The organism is Saccharopolyspora aridisoli, from assembly GCF_004348445.1.
Taxonomy (GTDB): Bacteria; Actinomycetota; Actinomycetes; order Mycobacteriales; family Pseudonocardiaceae; genus Saccharopolyspora; species Saccharopolyspora aridisoli.
The window spans coordinates 80,887-97,931 of the sequence record NZ_SMKV01000007.1 but is presented as its reverse complement, the minus strand read 5'-3'; the positions used below and the strand labels follow the sequence as shown (position 1 = coordinate 97,931).

The following is a 17,045-nucleotide window of genomic DNA, read 5'->3' as shown; positions in this document are numbered from 1 at the left end:
ACACGAGGCGTCAGCGGCGTCCGGTAGGAATTCGGGACGTGGACGAAGAAGCGCTGCGGGAACTCGCCGAAGAACGACTCCGAGCACTGGCCGGCCCCGAGGCCGCGCTGCGCGAGGACCAGTGGGCGGCGATCCGCGCGCTGGTGCTCGAACGCCGCCGCGCGCTGGTCGTGCAGCGCACCGGCTGGGGCAAGTCAGCGGTCTACTTCATCGCCACCGCGCTGCTGCGCGAGCTCGGCGAGGGACCGACCGTGATCGTCTCGCCGCTGCTGGCGCTGATGCGCAACCAGGTCGCCGCCGCGGCCAACGCCGAGGTCCACGCCGCCACCATCAACTCGGCCAACCCCGAGGAGTGGACCGACATCGAGGAGCGCGTCGCCGCGGGCGAGATCGACGTGCTGCTGGTCAGCCCCGAGCGGCTCAACAACCCCGACTTCCGGGACACGATCCTGCCCGAGCTCACCCAGAACGCCGGGCTGCTGGTGGTCGACGAGGCGCACTGCATCTCCGACTGGGGCCACGACTTCCGCCCCGACTACCGGCGGCTGCGCACGCTGCTGACCGAACTGCCCGAGGGCGTTCCGGTGCTGGCCACCACCGCCACCGCCAACGACCGCGTGGTCGCCGACGTCTCCGATCAGCTCGGCGTCGGCGGCGAGTTCACCGATCCGCAGGAGACGCTGGTGCTGCGCGGCACGCTGGACCGCGAGAGCCTGCGGCTCGGCGTGGTGCGGTTGCCCACCGCGCAGGCCCGGTTGGGCTGGCTGGCCGGGCAGCTCGGGGAACTGCCCGGCTCGGGCATCATCTACACCCTCACCGTCGCCGCGGCCCACGAGATCACCTCCTACCTGCGCGAGCAGGGTTACGAGGTCGCGGCCTACTCGGGCCGCACCGATCCGACCGAGCGGGAGCAGGCCGAAGCCGACCTGCTGGAGAACAGGGTCAAGGCGCTGGTGGCCACCTCTGCCCTCGGCATGGGTTTCGACAAGCCCGACCTCGGTTTCGTGGTGCACGTGGGCGCGCCGTCCTCGCCGATCGCCTACTACCAGCAGATCGGTCGCGCCGGTCGTGGTGTCCAGCGCGCCGAGGTGTTGCTGCTGCCCGGTCCGGAGGACCGCGAGATCTGGAGCTACTTCGCCTCGCTGGCGTTCCCGCCGGAGCACACCGTGCGCGCCGTCCTCGACACCCTGGCCGAGCAGGGCAAGCTCTCCACCGCAGCCTTGGAACCGCACGTTGAGCTGAGCCGCAACCGGTTGGAGATGGTCCTCAAGGTCCTCGACGTCGACGGCGCGGTCCAGCGGGTCAAGGGCGGATGGGAGGCCACCGGCGAACCGTGGCACTACGACGCCGAGCGCTACCGGCGCATCGAGGCCGAGCGCCAGGCCGAGCAGCAGGCGATGATCGACTACCAGATCACGTCGTCCTGCCGGATGGAGTTCCTGCGCCGCCAGCTCGACGACCCGCACGCCGAACCCTGCGGGCGCTGCGACAACTGCACCGGGTCGGGCTACTCCGCCGAGGTCGACGAGCGAGCCGTGCAGCAGGCGCAGGAGCGGTTGCAGCGGCCGGGCGTGGACATCGCTCCGCGCAAGATGTGGCCGAGCGGCATGTCCGCGCTGGGCGTGGACGCCTCTGGCAAGCTGCCCGCCGATGAACAGGCCACCACTGGTCGCGCGATCGGCAGGCTCACCGACATCGGCTGGGGCAACCGGCTGCGGGAACTGCTGGCCACCGGGACTCCCGACCAGGAGCTGCCGGACGACCTGTTCCAGGCCGCGATCAAGGTGCTGGCCGCGTGGGAGTGGGAGCAGCGTCCGGTCGGTGTCGTGGCCCTGGGCTCGCGGACGCGGCCGAAGCTGGTGCGCAGCCTGGCCGAGCGCATCGCCGGGATCGGCCGGTTGCCGCTGCTCGGCGAGGTCCTGACCAACCCGAACACGACGCCGAACCGCGCCACCAACAGCGCGCAGCGGGTGGCTTCGCTGTGGCGCCAGTTCAAGATCGAGGAGGAACTGGCGGGCGAGTTGGCGGCCTTGGACGGTCCCGTGCTGCTGATGGACGACTACGCCGACACCGGTTGGACCGCAACGGTCGTCGGCCGCATAATCCGCCGAGCCGGTGCGCCCGCCGTGCTGCCGTTCACCCTCGCCTCGACCAGTTAGGACGTGGTCGGGGTCGCCGCGCGCGGCCGTGCGGGTAGGGGAACCTGAGCGGCTCCGCGGACTCCGCGCGCCGCTCCTCATGCATGCCGATGCACATCGTCGCGGCGTGCTCGCCGTGAAGCGCTCAGAACCCGCGGCGGTGCGAGCTGCGAAGGTGCTCACCAGGAGGAGGAAGTGGCTCCGCCACTTCTTCGCAGAGCCCGGCCAGCACCGACATCGGCAGCGGTCCGTGGGCCAGCAGCAGGTCGTGGAAGGCGTGCAGGTCGAACCCCGGGTGGCGTTCGACCTGCGAACGCAGCCGTTGGACCTCCAGCCGTCCGACCATGTAGGACAGCGCCTGGCCGGGAGCTTCGATGTAGCGGTCGGTCTCGCTCTGGACCTCCACCTCGGGCATGAGGGTGTGGGCGCGGAGGAAGTCCACGACCTGCGACCGGGGCCAGCCGAAGGCGTGCAGACCGGTGTCGACGACCAGCCGAGCGGCGCGCGTGGAGTCCATCGCGAGCATCCCCAGGCGGCTGAGATCGTCGCTGTAGAGCTCCATCTCGTCAGCCAACCGCTCGGCGTACAGTGCCCAACCCTCGATGTGGGCGTTGAAGCCGGCGATCCGCCGGATCGTCGGGACGTCGGTGAGCTCCTGGGTGAGGCTGATCTGGAAGTGGTGACCGGGTACGGCCTCGTGGAACGCGAGCGCCTCGGCGAGGAATCGCGGCCGCTGCTCGGCGGCGTGGGTGTTGGCGAAGTAGGTGCCGGGCCGGGACCCGTCGACCGGCCCGGGCAGGTACGCGGCGCCCACGGCGTCCGGGGCCTGGTCGTCCGGGAACGGCTCGACGCGGCAGCGGTGCGAGGGCGTCCGCCCGAACCACCGGGGCGCGGCGGCCTCCGCCCGGGAAACGGCCGTTCTCGCGGCGGCCAGCAGTTCCTCACCGCTCGACCAGCACGGGGCGCTGCGCATCCGGTCCCGGATCTCGGCCGCGTCGCGCAGGCCGAAGACGCGGGACCCGATCTCGGCGTACTCCTCGTCGAGGTCCGCCAACAGTTCGCGACCGGTCCGGTGCAGCTCCTCGGGCGTGCGGTCGGTCGTGGTGTGCATCCGGGCGAGGGCGGTGTAGGTGCCGGCGCCGTCCGGGAGGAAGCAGAGCCCGGGCTCGTCGTCCGACCTGCCGGGCAGGTCGCTCAGGACCTGGCGGTAGGCGGCGAGCGCGGGCCGGACCTCCTCCGCCAGCAAGCGGTCTCGATCCTCGTCCGAGCTCAGCTTCGGCCTGCGCAGCGGATCGTCGTGCGGCGCGGCGAGGTGGGCGTCCAGGTGCTCGATCGCGACCCGGACCCGGCGGGCGACCGGCAGTCTTCCCGCGCTCGCCCCGGCGCGATGCCGCACACCGCTCCTGGCCAGGAACTCCGGTATCGCCGCGAGCATGCTCAGGTAGTCACGCTCCTGGTCCGCGCCTTCAGGATGCTGCTGCGGGATCAGCTCCAGTACCTTGGCGAGCGGTGAGACGACCGAGTCGTGCATCGTGTGCTCCACCAGGCGCGACGCGATGCGGGTGGCCACGCCCTCCGCTTCGGCGATCACCACGTCGCGGGTGAGGTCGTCGCCGTCGAGACCGCGTGCGGTCGAGGCGATGCGCAGGGCGCGATCGCGCAAGCATGATTCGGCCCGCTCGTCCGGATCGTTGAGCCGATCCGCGGTTCCGGGCAACCCCAGCAGCAACTCGTTCAGCGGGTTCTCCTCGACGAGCACCTCGACGAGCTCGTCAGCCGCTTCGCGCACCGTGACCATCCCGGCAGTCTGCACCAGCGCGCGCGTCCGCCTCACCTGGATTTCCGATTCCCGTGAGGACTCGGGGCTTTCGCGCTCCCGGCCGAGCGCATAGCTTGTCGGCACCCCGTTCCGGGGTGTCGACGCGGAGGTTGCGATGTCGCAGGACGAAGCCGTGGCCCACGAGCTCCCGGTTCGAACGCTGGTCGCGGCGAGCATCGGGAACGCCATCGAGTGGTACGACTGGACCATCTACACCGCGTTCAGCGTGTACTTCGCCTCCGCGTTCTTCCCCGGCGAATGGGCGCTCATCAACACGCTGGCGACCTTCGCGCTCGCGTTCTTCTTCCGCCCGCTCGGCGGCTGGATGCTCGGCCGCTTCGCCGACCTCCGTGGCCGCAAGACCGCGATGCTGGTGACGATCTCGCTGATGGCCGGCGGTTCGCTGATCATCGGCATCCTGCCGAGCTTCGAGTCCATCGGGTGGCTGGCGTCGATCCTGCTCATCCTCGCCCGCATCGGGCAGGGCCTCTCGCTCGGCGGCGAGGTCTCCAACGCCTCGGCCTACCTCGCCGAGATCGCGCCTCCGTCGCGGCGCGGCCGGTACTCGTCGTTCTTCTACATCTCCACGGGTGCCGCACTGCTCATCGCCTCGCTGCTGGGATTCCTGCTGACCTCCGCGCTCAGCGAGGACCAGCTCACCTCCTACGGCTGGCGGATCCCGTTCATCGTCGGCGGCGTGCTCGGGCTCGTCGGCATGTGGTTGCGGCGCACGCTGACCGAGACCGAGCAGTACGAGGAGAACAAGACCAAGGCCAAGGCCCTGAAGAACCCGCTGATGCTGACGCTGCGGGAGCACCCCAAGGCCGTTGGCCAGCTCATCGGGTTCTCGATGCTCTCGACGCTGTGCTACTACACGTTCTTCAGCGCGCTCACGCCGTTCGCGGTGAAGAACCGCGACGCCGACGCCACCGACGTGTTCCTCGCGCTGTCCATCGCGACGGCGCTGTTCATCGCGCTGCAGTACCCGATGGGCGCGGTGTCCGACCGCTACGGCCGCAAACCGCAGCTGCTGGTGTGGTCGGCGGCCATCGCGATCCTCATCGTGCCGCTGTCCAGCCTGGTGCGGCCGGGCCTGGGCAGCCTGCTCGTCGTGTTCTGCGTCGGTGTCGGGCTCTACACCGCGATGACCTCGATCGCACCGGCGATCATGTCGGAGCTGTTCCCCACCGAGCTGCGCGGGCTGGGCATCGGCGCCTGGTACAACCTCACCGTCGCCGTCTTCGGCGGCACGGCACCGCTGGTCATCCAGGCCTTCGCCGAGTTCGGCATCGCCACGGGCTTCTTCTGGTACATCGCGGTGGGCGCGGCGATCGCGTTCTTCGTCATCCGCACCTTGCCCGAAACCCGAGCCACCGAACTGCGCTGAATCAGCGCAGCGGCACGAGGTCGTCGGCGTGGACGACCTCTCGGCGCTGCTCGGGCGGGAGGTCGTGGGTGGAGCGTCCGATCAGGGTCGGGAGCTCCTCGGCGTCGTAGGCGACGACACCGCGGGCCACGACCTTGCCGGTCGGGTTGAGGAGTTCGACGACGTCGCCGCCGTCGAAAGCGCCCTCGACCGCGGTGATCCCGGCGGCCAGCAGCGACCGGCGGCGCTTGGCGACCGCGGCGACCGCACCGTCGTCCAGCCAGAGGCGGCCGTTGGCCCCGGCGGCGTGGGCGAGCCAGAAGCGCCGGGCCGACAGGCGGTTGCCGGTCGCGGCGAAGGCCGTTCCCACGTCCGCCGGGCCCAACGCGCTCTCGGCGTTGGCCGAAGACGTGAGCAGTACCGGAATGCCGGAGGTGCAGGCGACTTTCGCCGCCGCGACCTTCGACGCCATACCGCCGGTGCCCAGCCCCGAGGCACCCGAGCTTCCCGCGTCGACACCGACCATGTCGGCGGCACCTGTGACCTCGCGGATCACCTTCGAGCCGCCCTTGCGCGGATCGCCGTCGTAGAGCGCGTCCACATCGGACAGCAGGACCAGCGCGTCGGCGCCGACCAGGTGCGAGACCAACGCGGCCAGCCGGTCGTTGTCGCCGAAGCGGATCTCGGTGGTGGCCACCGTGTCGTTCTCGTTGACCACCGGCACCACGCCCAGCCCGAGCAGCCGGTTCAGGGTCCGCTGCGCGTTGCGGTAGTTGCTGCGGCGCACCACGTCATCGGCGGTGAGCAGCACCTGGCCGACGGTGAGGCCGAAGCGGGCGAACGACTCGGCGTAGGCGTGCGCGAGCGCCAGCTGCCCAACCGACGCCGCAGCCTGCTGCGTCGCCAGGTCCTTCGGCCTGCGACGCAGGCCCATCGGCGCGATCCCGGCGGCGATGGCGCCCGAGGAGACCAGCACGACCTGTCCCCCGGCGGCGACCCGCTTCGCGACCGTGTCCACCAGGACCGACAGCCGCTCGGAGTCCAAGCCGCCCTCGGTGGTCGTCAACGAGGACGAACCGACCTTCACCACGATCCGCTGCGCGGCCGCGACCGCCTGCCGAGTCGCCGAGAGGCTCACTCGTCGTCCTCCTCGCCCCCGACGTAACGGCCGAACTCGTCCAGCCCGCTACCGCGGCGCGCCTGCTTGGCGATCTTGCGCTCGTGCGCCGAAACCCGGTCGTCAGACTCCAGCCGCAGGTCGTGACCGCGTCGACCGAGCAGGTTGGCCATCCCGGCCGGGGTGGAGGGCTCCCAGTCGAAGGTCATGGTGCCGATGGTGACCTGGCTGCCTGGTTCGGCGCCCTGCTTGGCCAGCGCGTCCTCCACGCCCAGCTTCGCCAGCCGGTCCGCCAGGAAGCCCACGGCCTCGCTGTTGTTGAAGTCGGTCTGCCGGATCCAGCGCTCCGGCTTCTCACCGCGAACGATGAAGGCGTCCTCTTCCTCCGGGTCGGGTTCGACGGTGAAACCACCGTCGTCGACCGCGGTCGGCCGGACCACCACGCGCGCCGGTTCCGGTTCGGGCAGCGTCTCGCGGTAGCGCTCGACCTCGGCGCCCATCGCGAAGCTCAGCTCGCGCAGGCCCTCGCGGGAGGCGGTGGAGATCTCGAAGACCGGCCAGCCCCGCTCCTCGACCTCCGCACGCACGAAGTCGGCGAGCTCGCGGGCCTCCGGCACGTCGATCTTGTTCAGCACCACCATGCGCGGGCGGTCGGCCAGGTCGGCGCCGCCCTGCTCGGCGGCCAGCGCCGGGGTGTACTCGGCGAGTTCGTTCTCCAGCGCGTCGATGTCCGAAATCGGGTCGCGGCCCGGCTCCAGCGTCGCGCAGTCGACCACGTGGACCAGCACCGCGCAGCGCTCGATGTGCCGCAGGAAGTCCAGGCCCAGACCGCGCCCCTGGCTGGCGCCGGGGATCAAGCCGGGCACGTCGGCGACGGTGAACACCGTCTCGCCCGCGGTCACCACGCCCAAGTTGGGGACCAAGGTGGTGAACGGGTAGTCGGCGATCTTCGGCTTCGCGGCCGAGACCACCGAGATCAGCGAGGACTTGCCCGCCGACGGGAAGCCGAGCAGGCCGACGTCGGCGACCGACTTCAGCTCCAGCACCAGCTCCAGCTCTTCGCCGGGCTCGCCCAGCAGCGCGAAGCCCGGCGCCTTGCGGGCCTTGGAGGCCAGCGCGGCGTTGCCGAGGCCACCGCGACCGCCGGCCGCCGCGATGAACGTGGTGCCCTTGCCGACCAGGTCGGCCAGGACCTCACCGTCGGGAGTCAGCACGACGGTGCCGTCCGGGACCGGCAGCACCAGGTCCTCGCCCTGGGCGCCGTTGCGGTGGCCGCCCTTGCCGGGCTGACCCTTCACCGCGCGGGCGTTCGGCCGGTAGTGGAAGTCGAGCAGCGTGTGCACGCCGGAGTCGACGACGAGCCGGACGTCGCCGCCCTTGCCGCCGTTACCGCCGTCCGGACCGCCCAGCGGCTTGAACTTCTCCCTGTGCACCGAGGCGCAGCCATTTCCACCGTCGCCCGCGGCGACGCTGATGGTCACGCGGTCAACGAACCGCGACACGAATGCCTCCAGGAAGATCAAGCCGAGCGGCTGCCCGGCGGGTGGAGCTCTTGGTCTCGATTGCAACAGCGGCGCGACCGGCGCGCTTCCCAGCCGCGATGCAGGTCACCCCGGACAACACAAAGCGAGGGGCGGCCCGGTCATGCCGGTTCCGCCCCTCGCCGGGAAGTTGCTGGCCTGCGTCGAGAGCCGGATCAAGCCTCGACGGGCTGCACGCTGACGGCCTTGCGGCCGCGGTAACGTCCGAACTCGACGGTACCGGCGGACAGCGCGAACAGGGTGTCGTCGTTGCCCCGACCCACGTTCAGACCCGGGTGGAACTTGGTCCCACGCTGACGGATCAGGATCTCACCGGCCTTGACGACCTGGCCGCCGTAGCGCTTCACCCCGAGGTACTTGGGGTTCGAGTCGCGGCCGTTCCGAGAGCTGGATGCGCCCTTCTTGTGTGCCATGACTACTCAGGTCCTCACTTGTTGATGCCGGTGACCTTCACCCGGGTCAGCTTCTGACGGTGACCCTGGCGCTTGTGGTAGCCGGTCTTGTTCTTGAACTTGTGGATGCGGATCTTGGGGCCCTTGGTCTGCTCGACCAGCTCGCCGGTCACCGACACCTTGGTCAGCGCGTCGACGTCGGTCGTGACATCGGAGCCATCGACGACCAGAACCGCCGGGAGCGCGACCTCGGAGCCCAGCTCGCCATCGAGCTTCTCGACCTCGACGACGTCCCCGACAGCCACCTTGTACTGCTTGCCGCCGGTCTTGACGATCGCGTACATGAGTCGGAAGTCTCCTGCTGCTCGGTTTCGCTAATTCACCAGTTGCGGCGGACGTCCGCCACGATCACGAGGATCGGGGCTTCCTACCACGCCGCTGGTGCAGCGTCTCGGTGGGTTCCTGCCTCGGCAGCGAGGACCGCGCGAGCGACCGCACTCGAAACAGGCGTTTAATCTCTCCGCCCGTCCGGCGGCGAGAAGTTCTCACCCATCATACAGACCAGGTTTCCGTCCCCGATCGACCGGGGCGGTACCACCAGTGCGGATCCGCGGATCTCGCGCTGACGGGCGAGCCGGAACAGCATAAGCGAACTCACCGCGCACCGGCGAACCGCCCCGCCGCCGTGGCGCAAACCGGCCAGATCTTCCCGTTCCGCAACCATCGTGACCTGCCCTTGCTACCGTCAGTGGCCGCTCGTGATGATCTGGGGAAACGCAGAGTGACTGACACCGCTTCGGAGACCTGCCGCCAGGCCGCCGCACCGACGACACCAGCCGCCCTCGGTCCGGTGCTCCGCTTCGGTCCGCTGCTGCTGGGGCTGTCGGCCGTCGTGCCGCCGCTGATGATGCTGCGCGAGATCCTGCGCTACCCGCAGATGCACTTCTACGACTACTGGTGGGTCCTGCTCGACATCACCGACGTCGACGGCTCGCTGCGCCCCGAAGCGCTGCTGGGATTCCGCAACGAGCACCCGTTCGTGCTGCCGAGCCTGCTGTTCTGGCTCAGCGCCCGCTTCGGGCACGGGCTCAACCAGCCGCTGGGCCTGGCCGTGCTGGCGATGGGCGTGGGCTGCGTCCTGCTCGTGCTGGCGATGCTGCCCAAGCACCTCGACCCCTGGCAGCGGGCGGGCCTCCTCGCGGCGACCTCGACGCTGGTGTTCAACCCGCACGGCATCCACAACTACGTGCGCTCGATGAGCGGCGCCTCCTGGATCCTGGCGATGCTGCTCGTCCTGGGCGCGCTGCTGGCGATGCACCGGGAGCACCGCGTGATCGCCGTCGTGCTGGGCCTGCTCGCCTCGATCAGCTACGGCACCTCCTTCGCGGTGTGGCCGGCGCTGGCGCTGGTGGCGTGGCTGCGCGGCGACCGGCGGACGTGGGTCGCGACCCCGCTGGTGGTCGGGCTCGTGGTGGTCGCGTCCTGGCTGTTGCTGCGCGGCCCGCAGGGCGGCGGCGGGAGCTCGCCGACCGATGATCCGGCGCAGGCGATGCTGGCCGGGTTGAGCATGCTCGGCATGGTGTGGACCGGCACCGAACCCGCAGTCGCGCTGCTGGCGGGCGTGGCCGGACTCGGCGTGCTGGTGCTCCACGCGAACCAGACCACCGCCGAGCGACGGGTCGCCGCTCCGTGGTGGGGGCTGGCGGTGCACGCGCTGGGCTGCGCGGTGATGATCTCCGGCTCGCGCGCCGCGTTCGGCGAGTCGGCCGGGCTGCAGAGCCGCTACAACAGCATGACCGCAGCGCTGTGGATCGCGGTGCTGGTCATCGTGGTCGCCTGGGCGCGCTGGGCGCAGTTCCGCGCGGTCGCGGTGGGCGTCGCGGTGCTGGCAACGGTTGCGCTCGGGGCTCCGATGGCGCAAGGCGTGCGGGCCGACGCGCCCAACCAGCAGCTGCTGGCGGTCGCCGCGCGGATCGGGCACCCCGACGCCTTCACCGACCGGTTCCCCTCGCCCGGTCAGCTGCTGCCCCGCCTCCAGGCGCTCGGGCACTACCCCTTCTCGCCCGAGTTCTCGCTCGGATGCCCGGACGGGCTCAACGTGGGCGACCGGGTCAGCACCGCGACCTGGCGCACGCCCAGCGTCGACTCGCTGCGCGAACCGCGACCGGACGGCCGCGACGTCGTGCTCAACGCCGAGACCGACCAGGTCCAGGGCGGCGCGCGGATGCTCGAGGGCTGGGCGATCTCCGGCATCGAACGCGCGCGCTGCGTGGCCGTGCTCGACCAGACCGGGACGGTCGTCGGCGGCGGCGTGGTCGACATCCCGCGCTCGGACGCCGAGGCCGCGACACCCGGCATCGAGAGCGGGCTCGGATTCCAGGCGGTCGCCCCCGCCCAGCCGGGTTCGCTGCGCGTGGCGTTCCAGTTCCCCGACGGCTGGTGGATCCGGCCGCTCACCGAGGAACCGCAGGTGGCGCGATGAACGTCCCGGTAGTCTCGCTGCTGGCTCCCGCCAAGGACGAGCGCGACAGCCTGCCGGAGCTCTTCGCCGAGATCAGCGAGGCCATGGCACGCCAGCACCGCGAGTGGGAGCTGGTGGTCGTCGACGACGGCAGCACCGACGACAGCTGGCAGGTCATCGCCGAGCACGCCGCGCTGAACCCCCGCATCCGGGGCATCCGGCTGCGCCGCAACTTCGGCAAGGCCGCTGCGCTGGCCGCCGGGGTCTCCGAGCTGCGCGGTGAGCTCATGGTCACCCTCGACGCCGACCTGCAGGACGATCCCTCCGAGATCCCCCGGCTGCTGGCCGATTTGGACTCCGGGGCGGACCTGGTCAGCGGCCACAAGGCGCAGCGCAAGGACCCGCTGCGCAAGCGGCTGCCGTCCAAGGTGTTCAACTGGTTCACCGGCCTGATCACCGGGCTGCGGCTGTCGGACCACAACTGCGGGCTGAAGGCGGCGCGCACCGAGGTGTACCGGCGAGTTCCGCTGTACGGGGAGCTGCACCGCTACATACCGGCGCTGGCGCACCAGCTCGGCTACCGGGTCGTGGAGCGAACGGTCAACCACCGGGCGCGCCAGCACGGGGTGTCCAAGTACGGGTTGGAGCGCTACGCGCGCGGCGCGCTGGACCTGCTCACGGTGATGGCGCTGACCCGCTACGGACGCCGTCCGGCGCACCTGTTCGGCGGGCTCGGGATGCTGGCGGGAACTCTGGGAACTCTGGTGCTGCTGCACTTGACCGGGGTGTGGTTGTTCACCGAAGAACCGATTGGAACTCGTCCACTTCTGACACTCGGGATCCTGCTGGAGATCTTCGGAGTTCAGATGATCTCGCTGGGGCTCCTGGCCGAACTTGTGCTGCACCGAACCGAACGCGAGCACGACGTGACGGTGCTGGTCGCGGACCAGACCACGCGAACCGCGAATTCCGAACAACACGCTTCGTGACCGAACATTTCATCTCTGAGCACAGCGCGGTAACGAGCTCCTGACAAAGCGATTGCGCATTACCTGACGCAAATGCGAAATAGGCCAGGGGGCGGCAGAACACACCCTGTCATCGCCCGTATGGTCTCCACCGTGCAGCAAGAGTCGGCGAAGAAATTGCGATTGCTCGCCACGCTTCTCGGGCTGGTGGGCACCGTCCTGGCGCTACTTGTCCCGTTCCTCCCCGTCAACCACAAGGTGGGGACGTTGCGGTGGCCGACAGCGGAGGGGACCAAGTCGGTTTCCGCCCCACTGGTGACCTACGCACCGGTGTGGCTGGACGCGAAGGTCCCGTGCGCCTCGGCGCGGAGCCTGGACGCGAGAACCGAAGGCCCGGGGTTGTTGCTGAGCACCAACTCGCCCGATTCGGATTCCGGTAAGCTCACCGGTCTCGTCCTGCAGGTCGACAACGGGCAGGCGCTGCTCTACTCCAAGGGTCAGCAGATCGGCACCACCCCGCTGCCCGCCGGTGACTGCACCCTGAAGGTGCACGCCGACGCCGGGGGCACCACCGCCACCATCGGCAAGGAGCGCTGGGTCAACCAGACCGGCGACCAGCGTCCCCAGCTGACCGGCATCTACTCCACTTTGGACAACACCCGCGACGACGTGCGCGGGCTGGACTTCCAGGCCAGGGTGGACAACCGGTTCAGCTCGTGGGCGACACCGCTGAAGACGATCGTCATCGTGCTGACCCTGGCCTCGTTCATCGGCTCGGTGCTGTGCCTGCGACGCCTGGACGCCCTCGCCGGTCGGCGCGCTCCACGTCTGGCGCCGAAGCGCTGGTGGAAGCCGACGCTGCGCGACATCTCGGTGTTCGTCGCGCTGGGGATCTGGTGGCTGATCGGGGCGATGACATCCGATGACGGCTACGTGCTGAGCATGGTGCGCTCGGAGCAGAGCGCCGGCTACGTCAGCAACTACTACCGCTGGTTCGCCAACCCGGAATCGCCGTTCGGCTGGTTCTACGAGGTCTACTCGTTGTGGGTGAGGGTGTCGACCGCGACCCCGTGGGTCAGGTTGCCCGCGCTGCTGATGGGCATCATCAGCTGGCTGCTGATCTCCCGCGAGGTGCTCCCCCGGCTGGGTCAGCAGGTGCGGCGCAGCAACGCCGCGGGCTGGGCCGCGGCCGCGGTCTTCCTCGCCTTCTGGCTGCCCTACAACAACGGTCTGCGCGCCGAGCCGGTCGTGGTGCTGTTCTCGCTGCTCGCGCTGTGCGCCGTCGAGCGCGCGGTGAGCACCGAGCGGCTGACGCCCGCCGCGCTGGGCCTGGTCGCCGCCGCGCTGTCGGTGGGCGTCAACCCGCACGGTCTGATCGCCGTGCTCCCCTACATCGCTGGGTTCAAGCCGCTGCACCGGATGGTGCGCAAGCGGGCCCAGGAGTTCGGCTGGCTTCCGGTGCTGGCGCCGCTCATGGCGTCCGGGTTCGTGATCCTCACGCTGGTGTTCTACGACCAGACGTGGCGGTCGGTGATGGACTCGATGGAGCTCAAGACGACCTTCGGCCCCAACGGCCGCTGGTACGAGGAGCTCAGCCGCTACCTGCTGCTGTTCAGCGAGAGCGCGGACGGTTCGCTCAGCCGCCGCTTGCCGGTGCTGCTGGTCATCCTGTGCGTGGCGACCTGCGGCGTGGTGCTGCTGCGGCGGGGCCGAATCCGTGGTGCGGCGTTGGGCCCGAGCCGCCGACTGCTGGCGGTGGCCGCGATGTCCTTCGCGGTGCTGGCGCTCACGCCTACCAAGCACACCCACCACTTCGGCATCTTCGCCGCGGTCGGTGGCGCCCTCGCGGCGCTCACCGCGCTGGCCACCAGCACCACCGTGCTGCGCTCGCGGCGCAACCGGATGGCGTTCGTGACCGGCCTGCTGGTGATCCTGGCCTTCGCCGCCACCGGGCCGAACGCCTGGTGGTACGTCTCCGGCTGGGGCGTCCCGTGGTTCGACAAGCCTCCGTCGGTCAAGGGCTACAGGGCGAGCACGATGATCCTGGTGCTCGCGGCGATCACCGGCATCATCGCCGTGGTCGAGCACCTGCGGATCGACGAGAACAACCCGGAGGTCGTCGACGAGAGCTGGGAGAGCAAGGAGAAGCGCAACCTCGCGTTGCGCTGGGGCACCGCGCCGCTGTCGGTGCTGTGCGCGCTGATGGTGCTCGGTGAGCTCGCCGCGTTCGGGAAGGGCATCGTCGAGCAGGGGCCGAGCTACACGCTGGCCACCGACAACATCAAGCAGCTCACCCAGCAGAGCTGCGGCCTGTCCGACTCGGTCGGGGTGGAGACCAACCCGCGCGAGGGCGTGCTGAAGGCGTCCCCGCAGCAGCCGACGGTCCCGGCCCCGGCCAAGCAGCCCGATCTAAAGATGCCGCCGCAGCGATTGGCCAACCAGGAGGACGCCCAGCAGTACCTGCAGCCCAAGCAAGTCGGTTTCAACGACCCAGGCGTGCCGCCGACAGACGAGTCCTCACCGGACGCGCCGAGCTGGCGCCCACCGAACCAGTTCGGCGGGCCCGAGGCCCCGGTCTGGGGCAGCTACGACGAAGAGGGCCAGGGCACCGGTGAGCTGCGCACGCCGTGGCTCGACATCCCGGAGGAGGCCCGGTCCGGCAAGCTGCCGGTGGCGATCAGCATCGCGGGTTCGGAGACGGGTGCGAACCAGGTCTACTTCGAACTGGGCAAGGACACCCCGCAGGGCTTCCAGCTGACCAACCGGTACCCGGTCGAGCAGGGACCGCCGCCCGGATGGCGCGAGCACCGCTACATGCTCGGCGGCGAGGCCGAGGGCGCGACCAAGCTGCGGATGGTGCTGGTCGACCAGTCCCTGGGTCAGAGCGGCTGGCTGGCGGTGTCGGCACCGCGCGTGCCGAAGCTGACCCAGCTCACGCAGTTCGTCGGCGACGACCCGACGTTCGTGGAGTGGCCGGCCGGGCTCGTTCACCCGTGCCTGGAAATCTCGGGGCTGTACAACGGCATCGCGGAGATGCCGAAGTTCCGGGTCAGCGGCGGCGAGCAGGTCCGTGGCACCGGTGAGGGCTGGTCCTCGCCGGACGCGGGCGGGCCGTTCGGCTGGATGACGGTGGCGTCGAGCGTGCGCAACCTGCCGACCTACCTCACCAACGACCCGCAGAAGGACTGGGGCTCGCTGTACCAGGTGCACCCCTACACACCGGACGCGTTGCCCGCCTCGGCGGCGTTGGAGATGCACACCGAGACGCACTCCGGCCTGTGGTCTCCGGGGCCACCCGCGCAGGGCCTGAACCTGCCGGGCGACATGCCCAGCTCCGACGACAGGACCGACATCCCGGCCTTCGACACGGACGAGAACTGATCCACCCAGGCGAAGCCCCGGTCCCGAGGGACCGGGGCTTCGCGCGTTTCCGGGCCTCGGCGGTCTCTGGTCCGGACTGACCGGGTGGAACCGGTGTTGATCACGGACGGTTCGGGCCGAACCGTCCGCTGGCGACGTGACGCTCCCCTCGCCCCGCAGGACGTGCGGTGGCGGGTGGTCCTGTCCGGGTGGCGTCGCATACTGCTGGGTGTGCGGTACTGGGAGTCATCGCCTCCGGCGGAGCTGCGGGGGTTCGTGTCCTGCCTGTGGGGGCACGGCACCGCTCCGGTCGAAGGCTCTCAGCTGGTCGTGCCCGACGGCTGCGTCGACCTGATCTGGCGAGCGGGACGGGTCGAGGCCGCCGGTCCCGACACCGGCGCGTGGGTCTCCGGCCTGGACGCCGGCGCACCGATCTTCGGCATCCGGGCCCGACCGGGGATGGCCCGGCTGCTGCTCGGCGTCCCCGCAGCTGAGCTGCAGGACCTGCGGGTCGACGCCACGGAGATCTGGGGTTCCCGAGGACGCGACCTCGCCGACGCCGTCGACGAGCATCCCGAGCTGGCTCCTGCGCTGCTGGAGCGCTTCGCGCGGGAGCGACTGGCCGAGTGGGAGCCCGACCCCGCCGTGGCGGTCGCGGTCGCCGCCCTGGACGATCGACGACCGCCGTCGGTGCGCGCGCTGGCCGGGCGGATCGGGGTGTCCGAGCGGCAGCTGCGACGCCGGATCGGCGACGCCGTCGGGTACGGGCCGCAGACGCTGGTGAGCGTGCTGCGGTTCCAACGGGCCGTGCGCAGCGGCGGCGAGCACCAGCTCGCCGACCTCTCCCACCGCTGCGGCTACGCCGACCAAGCCCACCTGAGCAGGGAGTTCCGCCGGCTTTCCGGTCTGACTCCGAAGCGGTACTTCGCGCGGGATCAGGCCGCGTCGTAGGCGCTCAGGACGCGCAGCGCGTCGAGCGTGACCCGGGGTCTGCCTTCCAGCGCGGTGCTCGGCGACCACTCCAGCCAGTGGATCGGCCAGCCGCCGTCCTCGCGCTGCTGCGAGGCCAGGTGATCCAGCCCCCGCTCGATCTCGGCATCGCTGAACCACCGCCGAGCCAGGCTCGCCGGGCTCGTCGCGTAGTCGCAGACCACCGGGACCTCACCGGAGGCGTAGCCGGGAGCCACCCGCGCCAGCTCCGGGCGTTCGGGATCGAGCAGCACGTGACCGGCCTCGCGGATCAACCCGCCGATGCGCTCGGCCGCTCGCTCGGCCCGCTCGCGGTCGGGCACGTGGTCGAGGAACGCGACCGCGGCGATCGCCTCGTAGGGGTGGGTCTCGGTGAGCGCGTCGACGCGCTTCCAGCAGAACTCCGTCGCGCCCGACAGCCACGGGTGCTCGACGGAGTTCTTGTGCAGCACACCCGCCAGCAGCGCGGTCGTCAGCAGCGCCCCCTCGGGTTCCTCGGCCACCGGGATCCACGGGGCGTGCGGGTAGTCGCCGAGCCGCACGTCGCCGCCGGGCACCCCGCCGTCCGGGCGGGTGATGGCGGCGAGGTGGGCGCAGATGGCCGGAGCGGCCTCGGCGCAGCGGGCGATCTCGTCCAGGATCGTCAGCGCCGTCCAGGTCTGCAGCGGCTGGCTGATGGGGCCGCGCGCGTCCGGTTCCAGGCCGTAGCCGTACCCGCCGTCGGAGCAGCGGTAGGCCTCCAGCGCGGTGTGGACCGCCGCTGCCGAGCCCTCGGCGTGGAGGTGTTCGAAGCGGCGTTGTTCCAGCACGCGAGCCGTGAGCCAGATGAAGCGCTCGGCGTCCGCCAGGCGCTGCGGTGTGCAACGAGTCATGCCACCGACGTTAAGCGGAAGTGGCCGACCCGTTCTTGAACG

At 70.6% G+C, this 17,045-nt stretch carries 12 protein-coding genes; 6 read left to right on the top strand and 6 right to left on the bottom strand.

The genetic code is table 11. The annotated features are described in order from the left end of the window. The first annotated feature begins 38 nt into the window (after nt 1–38). A complete protein-coding gene (locus tag E1161_RS07685; RefSeq protein ID WP_132621045.1) occupies nt 39–2,159 on the top strand; it encodes a RecQ family ATP-dependent DNA helicase in 2,121 nt (706 codons plus the stop codon). Nucleotides 2,160–2,283: 124 nt separating this feature from the next. Here the strand turns inward: E1161_RS07685 and E1161_RS07680 are convergent, their stop codons facing one another. Continuing rightward, the gene (locus tag E1161_RS07680) at nt 2,284–3,972 is read right to left on the bottom strand and encodes a DUF885 domain-containing protein (protein ID WP_328591227.1); all 1,689 of its coding nucleotides are present in this window, start codon (nt 3,970–3,972) and stop codon (nt 2,284–2,286) included. 100 nt (nt 3,973–4,072) lie between these two features. On the opposite strand from E1161_RS07680, the gene E1161_RS07675 reads away from it, so the two are divergent. After that, nucleotides 4,073–5,344, top strand: coding sequence for an MFS transporter (locus E1161_RS07675; RefSeq protein ID WP_132621043.1), 1,272 nt, complete (start codon nt 4,073–4,075; stop codon nt 5,342–5,344). A 1-nt stretch (nt 5,345) separates the two neighbouring features. Here the strand turns inward: E1161_RS07675 and proB are convergent, their stop codons facing one another. From proB to rplU, 4 genes are all read right to left on the bottom strand, one after another. Then, on the bottom strand, nt 5,346–6,461 hold the full coding sequence (proB, locus tag E1161_RS07670; protein ID WP_132621041.1) for a glutamate 5-kinase: 1,116 nt from the start codon (nt 6,459–6,461) through the stop codon (nt 5,346–5,348). Further along, nucleotides 6,458–7,954: a GTPase ObgE gene (obgE, locus tag E1161_RS07665; protein ID WP_132621241.1), complete on the bottom strand. Its 1,497-nt coding sequence runs from the start codon at nt 7,952–7,954 to the stop codon at nt 6,458–6,460. Before obgE ends, proB begins: the two co-directional genes overlap by 4 nt. 182 nt (nt 7,955–8,136) lie before the next feature. Further along, the gene (gene rpmA / locus E1161_RS07660; protein ID WP_093421130.1) at nt 8,137–8,394 is read right to left on the bottom strand and encodes a 50S ribosomal protein L27; all 258 of its coding nucleotides are present in this window, start codon (nt 8,392–8,394) and stop codon (nt 8,137–8,139) included. 14 nt (nt 8,395–8,408) lie between these two features. Then, entirely contained in the window at nt 8,409–8,717 is a 309-nt protein-coding gene (rplU, locus tag E1161_RS07655) for a 50S ribosomal protein L21 (protein ID WP_132621039.1), read from the bottom strand. Nucleotides 8,718–9,154: 437 nt separating this feature from the next. On the opposite strand from rplU, the gene E1161_RS07650 reads away from it, so the two are divergent. The 4 genes from E1161_RS07650 (at nt 9,155) to E1161_RS07635 (ending at nt 16,113) form a co-directional block, all read left to right on the top strand. Beyond that, nucleotides 9,155–10,855 (top strand): hypothetical protein, encoded by a 1,701-nt coding sequence (locus E1161_RS07650; RefSeq protein WP_207920141.1) that lies wholly within the window; start codon nt 9,155–9,157, stop codon nt 10,853–10,855. Beyond that, nucleotides 10,852–11,823 carry a glycosyltransferase family 2 protein gene (locus E1161_RS07645; protein ID WP_132621037.1) on the top strand — a complete coding sequence of 324 codons (972 nt, stop codon included), beginning with the start codon at nt 10,852–10,854 and terminating at the stop codon, nt 11,821–11,823. Before E1161_RS07650 ends, E1161_RS07645 begins: the two co-directional genes overlap by 4 nt. Before the next feature lie 132 nt (nt 11,824–11,955). Beyond that, nucleotides 11,956–15,183 carry an arabinosyltransferase domain-containing protein gene (locus E1161_RS07640; RefSeq protein WP_235874863.1) on the top strand — a complete coding sequence of 1,076 codons (3,228 nt, stop codon included), beginning with the start codon at nt 11,956–11,958 and terminating at the stop codon, nt 15,181–15,183. Nucleotides 15,184–15,276: 93 nt separating this feature from the next. Then, nucleotides 15,277–16,113, top strand: coding sequence for a helix-turn-helix transcriptional regulator (locus tag E1161_RS07635; protein WP_235874862.1), 837 nt, complete (start codon nt 15,277–15,279; stop codon nt 16,111–16,113). Here the strand turns inward: E1161_RS07635 and E1161_RS07630 are convergent. Beyond that, nucleotides 16,098–17,003 carry a hypothetical protein gene (locus E1161_RS07630; RefSeq protein ID WP_132621033.1) on the bottom strand — a complete coding sequence of 302 codons (906 nt, stop codon included), beginning with the start codon at nt 17,001–17,003 and terminating at the stop codon, nt 16,098–16,100. The two genes, E1161_RS07635 and E1161_RS07630, sit on opposite strands and share 16 nt — an antisense overlap. Nucleotides 17,004–17,045 lie beyond the last annotated feature (42 nt).